At 41.1% G+C, this 12,770-nt stretch carries 12 protein-coding genes; 9 read left to right on the top strand and 3 right to left on the bottom strand.

Translation table 11 applies throughout. The features are described from left to right. Window positions 1-2: 2 nt before the first annotated feature. The 3 genes from DC082_RS02380 (at window position 3) to asd (ending at window position 3,867) form a co-directional block, all read left to right on the top strand. Complete coding sequence (locus tag DC082_RS02380; protein ID WP_109235593.1) at window positions 3-1,199, top strand: MFS transporter; 1,197 nt, start codon at window positions 3-5, stop codon at window positions 1,197-1,199. Between the two features lie 305 nt (window positions 1,200-1,504). Further along, complete coding sequence (gene leuB, locus DC082_RS02375) at window positions 1,505-2,575, top strand: 3-isopropylmalate dehydrogenase (protein WP_109235592.1); 1,071 nt, start codon at window positions 1,505-1,507, stop codon at window positions 2,573-2,575. Window positions 2,576-2,739: 164 nt separating this feature from the next. Then, window positions 2,740-3,867 carry an aspartate-semialdehyde dehydrogenase gene (asd, locus tag DC082_RS02370; protein ID WP_109235591.1) on the top strand — a complete coding sequence of 376 codons (1,128 nt, stop codon included), beginning with the start codon at window positions 2,740-2,742 and terminating at the stop codon, window positions 3,865-3,867. Window positions 3,868-4,075: 208 nt separating this feature from the next. On the opposite strand, the gene DC082_RS02365 is transcribed toward asd, so the two are convergent. Beyond that, complete coding sequence (locus DC082_RS02365) at window positions 4,076-6,211, bottom strand: YgiQ family radical SAM protein (protein ID WP_109235590.1); 2,136 nt, start codon at window positions 6,209-6,211, stop codon at window positions 4,076-4,078. A 529-nt stretch (window positions 6,212-6,740) separates the two neighbouring features. On the opposite strand from DC082_RS02365, the gene bfr (DC082_RS02360) reads away from it, so the two are divergent. Together bfr (DC082_RS02360) and bfr (DC082_RS02355) are read left to right on the top strand one after the other, a co-directional pair. Then, a complete protein-coding gene (gene bfr / locus DC082_RS02360; protein ID WP_109235589.1) occupies window positions 6,741-7,208 on the top strand; it encodes a bacterioferritin in 468 nt (155 codons plus the stop codon). Between the two features lie 128 nt (window positions 7,209-7,336). Then, the gene (gene bfr / locus DC082_RS02355; protein ID WP_094567272.1) at window positions 7,337-7,810 is read left to right on the top strand and encodes a bacterioferritin; all 474 of its coding nucleotides are present in this window, start codon (window positions 7,337-7,339) and stop codon (window positions 7,808-7,810) included. A 536-nt stretch (window positions 7,811-8,346) separates the two neighbouring features. On the opposite strand, the gene DC082_RS02350 is transcribed toward bfr (DC082_RS02355), so the two are convergent. After that, window positions 8,347-8,559: a bacterioferritin-associated ferredoxin gene (locus DC082_RS02350; RefSeq protein WP_275665707.1), complete on the bottom strand. Its 213-nt coding sequence runs from the start codon at window positions 8,557-8,559 to the stop codon at window positions 8,347-8,349. Window positions 8,560-9,058: 499 nt separating this feature from the next. Here DC082_RS02350 and epmA point away from each other — a divergent pair, with 499 nt between their 5' ends. From epmA to DC082_RS02340, 4 genes are all read left to right on the top strand, one after another. Beyond that, window positions 9,059-10,030: an EF-P lysine aminoacylase EpmA gene (gene epmA, locus DC082_RS02345; RefSeq protein ID WP_229821535.1), complete on the top strand. Its 972-nt coding sequence runs from the start codon at window positions 9,059-9,061 to the stop codon at window positions 10,028-10,030. Between the two features lie 216 nt (window positions 10,031-10,246). Next, on the top strand, window positions 10,247-10,438 hold the full coding sequence (locus DC082_RS10630; RefSeq protein ID WP_133243674.1) for a hypothetical protein: 192 nt from the start codon (window positions 10,247-10,249) through the stop codon (window positions 10,436-10,438). Window positions 10,439-10,448: 10 nt separating this feature from the next. After that, on the top strand, window positions 10,449-10,577 hold the full coding sequence (locus tag DC082_RS10980; protein ID WP_268245766.1) for a hypothetical protein: 129 nt from the start codon (window positions 10,449-10,451) through the stop codon (window positions 10,575-10,577). A 206-nt stretch (window positions 10,578-10,783) separates the two neighbouring features. After that, window positions 10,784-11,755: a hypothetical protein gene (locus DC082_RS02340; protein WP_109235587.1), complete on the top strand. Its 972-nt coding sequence runs from the start codon at window positions 10,784-10,786 to the stop codon at window positions 11,753-11,755. Window positions 11,756-11,913: 158 nt separating this feature from the next. Here DC082_RS02340 and DC082_RS02335 read toward each other — a convergent pair whose 3' ends face one another. Next, window positions 11,914-12,405 (bottom strand): acyl-CoA thioesterase, encoded by a 492-nt coding sequence (locus DC082_RS02335; RefSeq protein ID WP_094567275.1) that lies wholly within the window; start codon window positions 12,403-12,405, stop codon window positions 11,914-11,916. Window positions 12,406-12,770 lie beyond the last annotated feature (365 nt).

The raw sequence follows: 12,770 nt of genomic DNA, 5'->3' as shown, positions 1-12,770 counted from the left end.
AGATGGAAAGAGAGAAGGGCTATCGGGTCCCATTAGCCTGTTTTTGGCTAGTCTTTTTAGCGGCGGCATCGTTACGAGTAACCTTAACATCGTTAGGTCCGGTGATGAGTGATATCTCAGAGAGTCTATCGTTATCGAGTGCGGTGGTCAGTTTTTTAGTGACTATTCCGGTAATCTGTATGGGGATCTTTGCACTCTTTGCTTCCCCACTGAGTCACCGATTTGGCTTAGAGCGTGTTATTACCTTTAGTCTCTTTCTAATTGGGATCTCAACAATTACCCGTAGCTATTTTCAGAGTAGCACTTGGCTCTTTCTCTCCTCTTTTCTAATGGGGATCGGGATTGCTATTGCCGGTCCTCTCCTTTCCGGTTATGTAAAGCATCACTTTAAGCAGCGCAGTAATGTGGGGATGATCTTTTATACATTAGGAATCAGTATCAGTGGTGTTTTAGGAACGATGAGTAGCTCTATCTTAAATCACTATCTCCACTGGGAGTGGGCATCAACCCTTCAATTTTGGGCGCTCCCTGTTTTAGCGGTCTCTGCAATTTGGGCTACCTTTTATCTCTTTAGAGGTAGTGCGCCGGCAAATCAACAAGCGCCGAAAGCAAAAATGCCTTGGAATCAGCCACGAGCTTGGATGCTAGTGGCCTGTTTTGGTCTACAATCAGGGCTTTTCTATACCAATGTTGCGTGGCTTCTTCCTTTTCTATTAGAGAAGGGGATCGATCAATTTCACGCTAATACATTGCTCAACCTCTCGATTCTCAATGGAATTATTGGTGGGTTTCTCATTCCGATTATTGTAATTCGCTTAGGATTAAGAGCAACAAGTCTCGGCGCAATCTTTGTGACAATTGTAGCGGTGATGATCCTTTTGTGGGGCGGTAATAATCTATTACTGCTCTATATCACAGTGGGTATTTTGGGCATATTGGTAAGTTCAGGATTATTTGCCTTAACGATGCTGCTCCCTTTTAATGAGGTTGATGATGGAAACTCGGTGGCAAGTTGGACAGCGATGATGCTCTTTGGTGGTTACTGTTTTGCCGCTTTTATTCCTACACTTCTCGGATGGCTCTACGATTTAACCGGCACTTACGATACGGTATTTTTAGGGTATCTGCTCAATGCCACTTTGTTGGGGGTTGTCTTTTATCGTTTCTTTAGTCGTAAAAAACGTGTCGGTGCATCATAAAATAGTGATTGGATAAAAATAATCAGTGAAAAGAGTGTAAGGCACTATGATTTTTTAGAGCGATCTCGTATATTGATTTGTGGACGTGATTTGTGGGCGTTATTGAACGTCATCAATTATCATTAATTATTATGAAGTATCATTAAGCGTCATTAAGCGTCATCAAAGGTAGCAATAGCTATAAAATATGATTAAACACTTATGAAACGTTATTAAAACGTTATCTAATAAATAGACGATAGGTTGATTGAGCCATATCGTTGTCATCAATAGAAAATGCTTGAGATTTGGAGAAGGTTAGGAAAATGAAAGTATTAGTTTTAGCAGGAGATGGAATTGGTCCGGAGATTGTTGGCGAGGCGGAGAAGGTCCTCAATTTTGTGGCAGAAAAGCATCAACTCTCGCTCTCTACTGAACATGCACTGATTGGTGGAATTGCCGTGGATGAGAAAGGCGCGCCTCTTCCTACTGAGACCTTAGAGCAAGCAAAAGCGGCAGATGCAATTCTTCTTGGTTCTGTGGGAGGTCCTAAATATGATTCGCTTCCTCGCCATATTCGTCCTGAGCAGGGATTATTAGCGATTCGTAAGGAATTAAATCTCTTTGCTAATCTTCGTCCGGCACAAGTTTTTAAAGAGTTAGCCCACGCTTCTAGCCTTAAAGATGAGCTCGTTGCAGGACTCGATATTATGATTGTGCGTGAACTGACAGGTGATATCTACTTTGGTCAGCCTCGCGGTATTGAGGAGCGTGATGGGGAGCGTGTAGGTTTTAATACGATGATCTATTCAGAATCGGAGATTCGCCGTATTGCACATGTTGCTTTTCAAGCGGCTCAAAAGCGTAATAAGCGCCTCTGTTCTATCGATAAGATGAATGTTTTAGAAGCGACTCAACTTTGGCGTGATGTGGTGACAGAAGTTTCAGCAGAGTATCCTGATGTTGAGCTCTCCCATCTTTTAGTGGATAACGCTGCAATGCAGTTAGTTAGAGCACCAAAGCAATTTGATGTGATGTTAACGGGAAATATTTTTGGAGATATTCTCTCTGATGAAGCTTCAATGTTAACAGGCTCGATCGGCATGCTTCCTTCAGCCTCTTTAGATGAGAATAATAAAGGGCTCTATGAACCTATTCATGGATCAGCACCCGATATCGCCGGCAAAGATATTGCCAATCCTTTAGCAACGATTCTCTCAGTGGCGATGATGTTTCGCTATACCTTTGGACATAATGAGATTGCCGATGAGATCGAAAATGCAGTGAAACAGGTCTTAAGTGAAGGGTATCGTACACGTGATATTGCTCAACCTGGTGAAGAGGTTATTGGCTGTGTTGCAATGGGGCAAGCGGTACTAAAAGCGCTCGGAGCATAATTGATAATTTGAGCTTCAATTGATACTGTTTCGATCTTAATAGGTTTCAGCAGATCAGATCTAGCCTGTTTGGATCGAATCGATCATAAAGTCATTAAGTGATGACTTAATACAGTAATGCAGTAATAAAATAACGAAATAATAAGATAAAGGATCAATATAAGATGAAAAAGTTGGGTTTAATTGGTTGGCGTGGAATGGTCGGCTCCGTTTTAATGGAGCGTATGGAAAAAGAGAATGATTTTGCCGGAATTCACACCACCTTTTTCTCAACCTCAAATGCCGGTGGTGATGCGCCGGTGGTCGCAGGGAGTTATGAATCAGTGTTGGTCGATGCTTTCGATATTGAGGCATTAGCAGCACAAGATATTATCATTAGTTGTCAGGGAGGCGATTACACTTCGTCTGTTTTTAATAAATTGCGTGAAGCGGGCTGGCAAGGCTATTGGATCGATGCTGCATCGACACTGAGAATGGATGATGATGCGATGATTATTCTCGATCCGGTTAATCGTGAGATTATCGATCAGAGTTTAGAGCGTGGCATTAAGAATTTTATCGGTGGAAATTGTACCGTGAGCTTAATGTTAATGGCACTTGGCGCTCTCTTTAAAGAGGGGTTAGTTGAGTGGGCGACCTCTATGACCTATCAATCAGCTTCAGGTGCCGGCGCACAAAATATGAAGGAGTTATTAGAGCAGATGGGTGCGATCCATTCTCTTGTCAATAGTGATCTTTATAACCCGGCAAAGAGCATTTTAGAGATCGATCAGATGATCACTGATTCTTTCGCGACAGATCAATGTCCTAAAAATCGTTTCGGTGTGCCATTAGCAGGAAGCTTAATTCCATGGATCGATACGGAATTAGAAAATGGTCAGAGTCGTGAAGAGTGGAAAGCGATGGCAGAGAGTAACAAATTACTACAGTTAGAGCGTTCAGTTCCTATTGATGGGACCTGTGTTCGTGTAGGAGCGATGCGTTGCCACTCACAAGGATTGACGGTGAAGTTGACAAAAGATGTTCCGCTCGATGATATCGAAGCGATGATTAAAGAGAGTAATCGCTGGGTTAAAGTGGTTCCTAATCATCGCGATATTACGATGCAGGAATTAACACCCGCAGCAACCTCCGGCACAATGAGAATCCCTGTAGGACGTCTTCGTAAGATGAATTTAGGGCCGGAATATCTCAATGCTTTCACTGTAGGTGACCAGCTTCTTTGGGGTGCCGCAGAGCCACTTCGTAGAATGCTCAACATCTTATTAGAGAGAGAAGAATCGCTTAAGTAATGTTATCTGCAGCTTTCTAATAGCGACAGCATAACCTAATCGCTAACTACCATACCATTATTTGATGTAGTTGTGATGTAGTTGCGATGTAGTTGCTATAAAAAATCCCACAGCATTAAACTGTGGGATTTTTGTTGATCAATATTTCTGTTGATAGTTACTTGAGTCTTCAGGTCAGGAATCTCGGTTTACAAATCAGATAAAGAGTCTATCGCTCCCGTTTTCCGCGTCTTCTTGGAATGCCTTGGTAATTGGTGGTGAACAGTTTACCACGTTGATGTTGACGCTGACGGCGCTCTTTATGGCTCTCTGCCGGCACTAAAGCCTCTTTGCCAGAACCGATCAGATCACTTCGACCCATGTAGCGCAATGCTTGGCGTAATTGTGGCCAATTATTGGGATCATGATAGCGCAGGAAGGCTTTATGAAGTTGTCGGCGTTTGAGGCTCTTTGCAGTTCCTACATGTTCAGAATTACGACGAATCGGCTTGAGAGGATTCCGTTCAGAGTAGTACATTGCCGTTGCCACTGACATCGGTGTCGGCATAAAGGCTTGGACTTGATCGGCACGAAGATCATGCTTTTTTAACCAGAGTGCTAGGTTGAGCATATCTTCATCACTAGTTCCGGGGTGAGCGGCGATAAAGTAGGGGATCAGATATTGCTCTTTTCCTGCTTCGCGAGAGTACTTTTCAAAGAGTGTTTTAAAATCCTCATACGCTTTCATGGATGGCTTCATCATCTTCGAAAGTGGGCCTTCTTCCGTATGCTCCGGGGCAATTTTAAGATATCCGCCCACATGATGTGTTACTAGCTCTTTAATATATTCTGGCGATTGTGCGGCAAGATCGTAGCGAACGCCGGAAGCGATATGGATTCGTTTAATACCTTCAATCTCACGAGCTTTTTTATAGAGATCGATAAGGGGCTTGTGATCTGTATTGAGATTTTGACAAATCCCAGGATAGACACAGGAGAGTTTACGGCAATGCTTCTCAATATTAGGGTCTTTACACGCTAAGCGATACATATTGGCGGTAGGACCACCAAGGTCTGAAATATAGCCTTTAAAATCGGGGCTGCGATCTCGAATCTCTTTCACCTCTGCCAAGATAGACGCCTCAGAGCGGCTCTGAATAATGCGTCCTTCATGCTCTGTAATGGAGCAGAAAGTACAACCGCCAAAACAGCCACGCATAATGCTAACGGAATGTTTGATCATCTCCCATGCTGGAATATGGGCATCACCATAGCTAGGATGAGGTGCGCGCTCGAAGGGAAGGGCATAGACGGCATCCATCTCTTTTGTTGAGAGAGGAATGGGCGGCGGATTGATCCAGACATCAAGATCCCCATGTTGCTGTACCATCGGGCGAGCATTAAATGGATTTGTCTCGAGATGTAAAATTCGACTGGCATGAGCATAGAGTGCGGCGGTTTCTGTTACATCTTCAAAGCTTGGTAGACGAATGGTGAGATCTGTTCGGCTAATATTCTCACTTTTAAGGGTCGATTTTGCTTGATCTTGGGTCGGCGCTTCAAGCGCGACATTTGTCTCACAATCACGGCTTGTAATCGTGCCGTAAGGATTGATATAAGGATCGATCTTTCCGACATGATCAAAGTGGGTAGAATCGAGTTCGTGACGATCAAAATGATGCTTTCCATGAGGGCGAATAAGGGCAGAGCCACGAATATCGGTAATATCCGTAATCTTTTCACCGGCAGCAAGACGATGGCTCAATTCAACAATAGAGCGCTCTCCATTTCCAAATAGAAGAAGATCAGCAGCACTATCGACTAAAATTGAGCGACGAATGGTCTCTGACCAGTAATCATAGTGGGCGACTCGGCGAAGCGATGCTTCAATACCGCCGATAACAATCGGAATATCGCGATACGCTTCGCGCACCTTTTGGCTATAGACAATCACAGCACGATCGGGGCGCTTCCCATTCACATCACCTGCGGTGTAGGCATCATTACGGCGGACCTTACGATCTGCAGTATAGTGATTGACCATCGAATCCATATTGCCAGAATTAACAGCAAAATAGAGATTAGGCTCTCCTAAGCGCATAAAGTCATCAAGTGATCGCCAGTCAGGCTGAGAGATGACTCCCACACGGAAACCTTGCGCTTCTAGTAGACGGCCTAAGATAGCTGTCCCAAAACTTGGATGATCGATATAACTATCGCCGGTGACAAAGATAATATCGCAACTATCCCAACCTAGAAGATCCATCTCTTCTCGTGTCGTTGGGAGAAAGGGCGCCGTACCAAAACGATGAGCCCAATATTTTCGATAGGAGAAGAGCGGCTTAACACCTTCATATTGTCGCATAGTAAAACCTATTTAATTCAAGAGTTGATACTGATCTTACCCCTTCAAAGTTGGGAAAGGATCGGTAGATAGATGGGCTCGATAATAACCTTTTATTGCTCAATATCCAAGAAAATAGCATAAGAGAGGTGATGTGCTAAAAATTTGAGGAGAAATTGAGGGGGAGCTAATAAAAAGCTAATAAAAAGCTAATAAAAAGTTGAGGAAAATATGGGTAAAATTTACCCATCTTGAGAAGGGGGGAATTATTCGGTTTTAAGAGAGATTACTATTTACGAGCTACTTTTATCTTAAATAGCTGCTATCTATCTGTTTTTGTAGCACTTTTTGTCGCGATATTTTGGAGTGTCACTCATCGTTATTTGTAAATCATTTCTGTTTGTAACTTATTGATTAAAGAGGTTTCTCTCAATTCGTAATGCTAGAAATAGTTGTTATACTGTAGCGTAAGTTAAGTCGTTGCATTGAGTTGTAGCGATCGTCCGATTCAATCATTTCGATCATTTCAATAATAAAGAGGGAATATAAAATGAAAGGGAATAAAGACGTTATCGATTACCTAAATGTTCTTCTTGCTGGTGAGTTAGCAGCGAGAGATCAATATTTCATCCATGCAACAATGTACAACGAATGGGGATATCAGAAGTTATTTGAACGAATCTTCCATGAGATGGATGATGAAACTGAACATGCGAAAAAGATTATTGAGCGTATTTTAATGTTAGAAGGTATTCCAAAGATGGTGCCCGATGCGATCAATATCGGCTCGACAGTTGAAGAGATGCTTCAGAGCGATCTCAATCTTGAACTGTCAGTGCGTGAAGCATTGAAGAAAGGTATTGCGCTCTGTGAAGAGAAGCAAGATTATGTTACGCGTGAGATGTTAGTTGAGCAGTTAAAAGATACTGAAGAAGATCATGCTCACTGGTTAGAGAAACAACTTCGTCTTATCAAGACTATTGGGTTACCACTCTATCTCCAAAATGAGATTGCTTAAGGATTCATTGCTTAAGGATTATCATCATGATCCTAATGGTTTTAATGATCATTAGGATCTTCTAAGGATTAGCATTTAAGATAGATCTTGAGAAGATTAGATCTATTGAGAGAGTCGAGGTAAACAATATGAAAGTTGAACGTTCAGTATTACTACAGCTGAATAAGGTATTAGGACAATATCTAATCTCTATCAACCAATATTTTCTTCATGCGCGTATCTTGAAGAATTGGGGTTTTGAGGGGTTAGGGCATCCTGTCTATAAAAAATCGATTCAAGATATGAAAGAATCTGATGATCTTATTGAGCGTATTCTTCTGCTTGAAGGGCTTCCTAATTTACAAGAGTTAGGAAAATTACTAATCGGAGAGGATGTTCCTGAGATCTTAAAGTGTGATCTTGATCGTGAATATCAGAAGCGTGCTGTTTTAGTTGAGGCGATTGCACATTTAGAAGAGGTGCAAGATTATGTCTCACGCGAGCTTTTAGAAGGACTTCTCGATGAGAGTGAAGAGTATATCGATTGGCTTGAGACTGAGAGAGAGAATATCGAAGTGTTAGGCTTAGAGATCTATCTTCAACAGTTAATTGAGAAGAAGTAGCGCTCAATTTTATGCACTAGATCTGATGAGATCATTGATAGACGGCTGATCTTCATCATTTCATCATCTCATTGCCTGGATCTCTCATTATTATCGATTATTCAATGAGGCATTGAGTTTGGCATCATATGTGACGTAAATTGAGCGATAATTTAATCGTTGACAGAGTTAATCGTTGCTAGAGATCCTCTATTTAGTCTCCATTTCTCCATTCAATAAATAGAAGAGCTTATCAACGATCTAAAATGAACATATCTAAATAAAGATGGTTTCAAAAATAGTTAAAATGGTTAAGATTATCGCTCAGTTATAATTTATCAATACTCTATCTGCAACGCTCAATTATTATTGATAGTAATTTGATAGTAATGATTGATAGTTGTTATTGAGAGTAGTGGTGAGTTTGAGAGTCATAATTAAAAATCTCAGAGGATTTAATCAATTCTCTGAGATTTTTTTGTGATTTTTGAAACGCTCTTTTTACGTTCTGATAGAGCGAAATATTTGCTGATTTGTATCGACAATTTTCGTGATAACTATCGCAACTCATAAGCCTGGGGGATAGGATTATGGGCCGATTGAGGAGATGCTTCTCCCGGCAATAGACTTCTAGCAATATCGGCACAAGAACCACAACCTGTTGCAACACCTAGCTGCGCTTGGAGTGCTTCAAACGTTGTCACGCCATTTTCGACAGCTTCAACAATTGCTTTATCAGTAATCCCATTGCAAAGACAAATATACATCATTAATTCCTCTTATCGATGATCGCTTTCTACATACTAATAATAATTATTCTTATTTGCAAGTAGTAAATAATACGATTTGAGAATAAAATTATTCGAAGAGGGAATTGTGATGAGCGCAAGGCAGTAAGTGAGGTAGGAGAGTCGTTAAATCACGATAGTTGCAGGAGATAGTGAGATCGAAATCGTTAAACTAATGTTGGGGCTTTCTTCCGTTATCGATTCTTTTCGAAAGAAAAATGAATAAAATGAGTGAAAAGATCAAAGTTAGAAAAAATATGCACTATATTATGAGGGAAGGTTTTAATGAGATCATGATAATCGGCATTTTATCGAGGTTTTAATCGACTATTGTCGACAAAGTGCAATGTTGTTAATGTCATATTGTCAATGTCATATTTATTAATGCAATATTATTAACTTGAAGAGTGCAAGCGTCGATAAAGCTGATAAAGATCTCAACAAGTTAAAGTAGATTTTAAGCTAGAAAGGGAGCTAAACATTGAGCAGAGAGATTAAGAATTTACGAGATAAATTATGGCAACGGGGTGAGCTGTTTCGTACCATTCGCGATTACTTCTTCTTAGAGGAGGTGGTTGAAGTTGATACCCCGATTATGAGTCAATTTGGCAATCCTGATCCTGCGCTACTCAACTTTAAGTCTTGTTATACCGGGCCTGGAAAGCTTCATAATTGCGAAACTTATCTAATCACTTCTCCTGAATATCATATGAAGCGCCTTTTAGCAGCAGGTTCTGGATCTTGTTACTATTTAGGCAAGGTTTTTCGAGATGGGGAGTTGAGTCATCGCCATAATCCAGAATTTACGATGCTAGAGTGGTATCGAGAAGGATTTGATCTAGAGACCCTCATGGAGGAGGTCTATCGCCTTATTCGTATTTTAAGTGGGAAGGATCTTGAGCGAGAATCTTATAGTTATCAAGCGGCTTTTCAGAAATTTTTAGGGATCGATCCTTTCTCTATGACGCTCGATGCATTAATCGCATTTATTGAATCTAAAGATCTCTCTTTGACTTTTATGCCAAGAGATCGGGATGAAGCGCTCGATCTTATTGTCTCTCATCTCTTAGAGCCACAGTTTGATCGAAATAGAGTCACTTTTCTCTATCATTATCCGGCAACTCAAGCTTCACTAGCGAAGATTGTTACAGATGATGATGATGGAAATCTCGTTGGAAAACGATTTGAAACTTACTGGCAGGGATTAGAGCTAGCCAATGGTTATGAAGAGCTCACAGAGAGTCAGGAGCAGAGAGCTCGCTTTGAGGCAGAAAATAGCGTACGGCAAGAGATTGGATATGAGGCTGTTCCGATCGATCATCTCCTTTTAGAGAGTTTAGATCAGCTGCCATTTTGTAGTGGTGTTGCTTTAGGCGTCGATCGTCTACTGATGGCGATCTGGGGCAAGGAAGATATTGCCGATGTGCAAGCCTTCGGTTTTGAGCAATCATAAGGGTTATTTGGGTAATTATCTATTGAAATAAATAGGCTGAACACTGCCGGATCTTACTATCGCGTTCTTCCAGAGATTACGCGCCGGCAGTTGGCAACTATTCGATTACCAGAAATTTTCCCGGTATCATCGATACCAACCTGCGGGCATGCAGTGGTGAAAAGAGTAAGATGGGTTGACTCACGCCTTTTAACGAATCTTCTTAAGAACGATTGCTTGAATCAGAAGCAAAATAGGCTGAACGTTGCCGGATCTTACTATCGCGTTCTTCCAGAGATTACGCGCCGGCAGTTGGCAATTATTCGATTACCAGAAATTGTCCCGGTATCATCGATACCAACCTGCGGGCATGCAGTGGTGAAAAGAGTAAGATGGATTGACTCCATGCCTTTTAACGAATCTTCTTAAGAACGATTGCTTGAATCAGAAGCAAAATAGGCTGAACGCTGCCGGATCTCACCATCGCGTTCTTCCAGAGATTGCGCGCCGGCATGGGGCATCATCGATGCCAAACCGCGGGCATGCAGTGGTGAAAAGAGCAGGATAGTTGGTTCTCGCCTTTCAACGAATTCTCTTAAGAATTAATGATTGAAAGTTAATGATCATCAATAGTTATCTTGATCAGATATTCTTAATCATAATTGGGTATAATCTTGAGAGGTTATTTTAAAGAGAGGTTGCGGTTGGAAGATCGAAAACCACTTAAATAGTTGCAGATCTAAAACTTGGGAAACTGAGAGACGAGGTGAGAGGATGGTCGATGCGCCGAAGCCCTTTTGGCAAACATTACGGTTTATATTGAGTAATCTCATTGTATTGAGCTACTTTTTAGTGCGCGTCATACCAGAGAGTAGGGTTCTTGATGGGATTGTCTTTACACTCGATACATTTTTAATCCCAATGTTTGTCTTTATTGCTGCCTATTTGACGCAAGATATTTCATTGAAAGAGATTAAAAAGGCGGTCATTCCGGCAATTATCACCTGCAGTGGTTTTCAGTTGATTAATACGATTCCGGCAATAATTGCTGGGGAGTTTTCGCTTTTGAAGTTTTTTATCGAGCCGCTCGATGGCGTCTGGTTTATTATTGCCGTTCCGCTCTGGCAAGGTTTTAGTAAGATGCATGCAGAATTACGCCATCATCCTGTCATAACGATGATTATCTTCTCCATCATCGGATTTATTGCCTTCTTCTATGGACTACCTTATTCAGGCCTTTTCTCTATTGTCGCTTATTTTCCTATCTTCTTTTTAGGTCGCCGCATCACTCATGAAGCGATTCATCGCTGGCGCTCTGCACCCATCTATCTTCCGCTCCTTCTATTAGCGATCGGTTTAGCTTCCGCCTATTTTGGTTTTATCCACTATCCTCATCCTCTCTCATTTAGAACGCTCTATCATCTTCCTCTACAAGAGGCGATTATCTATTATCTACTCTTTATGTCACTTCTAGGCATGTTTGGCATGGTGATTGTCTATGGTATCCGCTATCTTGCCTTTTTAGAGAGCGTTGCACCTAAGGCGTTAGGCGTCTATCTGATCCATCCTATTATCTGTGTAATTGTTTTAACTGCGTTAGCACACTCTCAAATTGCTTTAACATTGCCGGTAGCGCTATTTTTGACGCTTGTAACGATAGTTGTTGCAGTCGGTCTTGCCTCGATCTTCCCCTTCAATTGGTTATTAGCACCGAAGATTTCCCATGAAGAGTATGAGTCAGCTTAGTAATAGAACATACAATAATAAACTCAATAAAAAAGTCAATCAGAGGCCTAATAAAATAAAACCTAAACAGATCTCTCTGTCTAGGTTTTCAAAAGCATTGCAATAGTGCTAGCTGAGATAATCGATAAGATTGATGAATCTAAGACTCAGTCTAGAAGTTACTCTTCATCTTCCTCTTTGATCTGCGCTTTATCAAATGCTAAGCGAGAGTTGAGGCGAAGTACCGCATTATCAAAGCGACGTTGATCGGTGCGATTACGAATCTCTAATTTTGGCACGGGGGTCGGAGTGCCATTATCATTGATCGCAACCATAGTGAAATAGCAGCTATTTGTGTGGCGTACTTCACGAGTCTTAATGTTTTTGGCTTCAACACGGATACCAATCTCCATAGAAGTGCGCCCAACATAGTTGACGTTTGCATGGAATGTAACAAGCTCTTGAACATAGATGGGTTGTTTAAAGACCACTTTATCGACCGAAAGGGTAACAACATAGGATCCCGCATATTGGCTCGCACAAGCATAGGCGACTTGGTCGAGGAGCTTAAGAATATTGCCCCCATGAATATTTCCTGAAAAGTTAACCATATCCGGTGTCATTAAGACAGTCATACTGAGTTCACGTGTGGGTGTTTTTGTATCAATCATTTTTCCTATCTCATTTGAAATCAATAAAAGGTATAATTGCTCTCTATTATAGTGGGTCAGCTGAAATCATACAGTATCAATTAGTATCAAACCCACTTATTCTTTTTATAAGAGTGATTACAGAAGTTAATGAGTGTTAGCGAGAATATTGCTAATAAAATTGTTTGAGTCCCTTTGTTATTCTATAAGCAGACTTGTAGCTTTTATTAATAATTTTATTGATAACCTATTTATTAGGGGATCATTAGACTTATCAATATAGTCAGCTTAGCCAGCTTAGTCAGCTAAATCGGCTGAATTAGCTCGATCGGTTTTGATCAGACCCAATCAATTGATATCAACTAACTTTAATCAACTCTACCTTT

Source organism: Ignatzschineria indica, from assembly GCF_003121925.1.
Lineage (GTDB): Bacteria > Pseudomonadota > Gammaproteobacteria > Cardiobacteriales > Wohlfahrtiimonadaceae > Ignatzschineria > Ignatzschineria indica.
The sequence above is the reverse complement of the archived record's forward strand: the minus strand, read 5'-3'. Positions and strand labels throughout refer to the sequence as shown.

Coding starts and splice junctions, on each gene's coding strand:
- DC082_RS02380 (WP_109235593.1), top strand. CDS start 3: ATGGAAAGAGAGAAGGGCTATCGGGTCCCATTAGCCTGTTTTTGGCTA.
- leuB (WP_109235592.1), top strand. CDS start 1,505: ATGAAAGTATTAGTTTTAGCAGGAGATGGAATTGGTCCGGAGATTGTT.
- asd (WP_109235591.1), top strand. CDS start 2,740: ATGAAAAAGTTGGGTTTAATTGGTTGGCGTGGAATGGTCGGCTCCGTT.
- DC082_RS02365 (WP_109235590.1), bottom strand. CDS start 6,211: ATGCGACAATATGAAGGTGTTAAGCCGCTCTTCTCCTATCGAAAATAT.
- bfr (WP_109235589.1), top strand. CDS start 6,741: ATGAAAGGGAATAAAGACGTTATCGATTACCTAAATGTTCTTCTTGCT.
- bfr (WP_094567272.1), top strand. CDS start 7,337: ATGAAAGTTGAACGTTCAGTATTACTACAGCTGAATAAGGTATTAGGA.
- DC082_RS02350 (WP_275665707.1), bottom strand. CDS start 8,559: ATGATGTATATTTGTCTTTGCAATGGGATTACTGATAAAGCAATTGTT.
- DC082_RS02340 (WP_109235587.1), top strand. CDS start 10,784: ATGGTCGATGCGCCGAAGCCCTTTTGGCAAACATTACGGTTTATATTG.
- DC082_RS02335 (WP_094567275.1), bottom strand. CDS start 12,405: ATGATTGATACAAAAACACCCACACGTGAACTCAGTATGACTGTCTTA.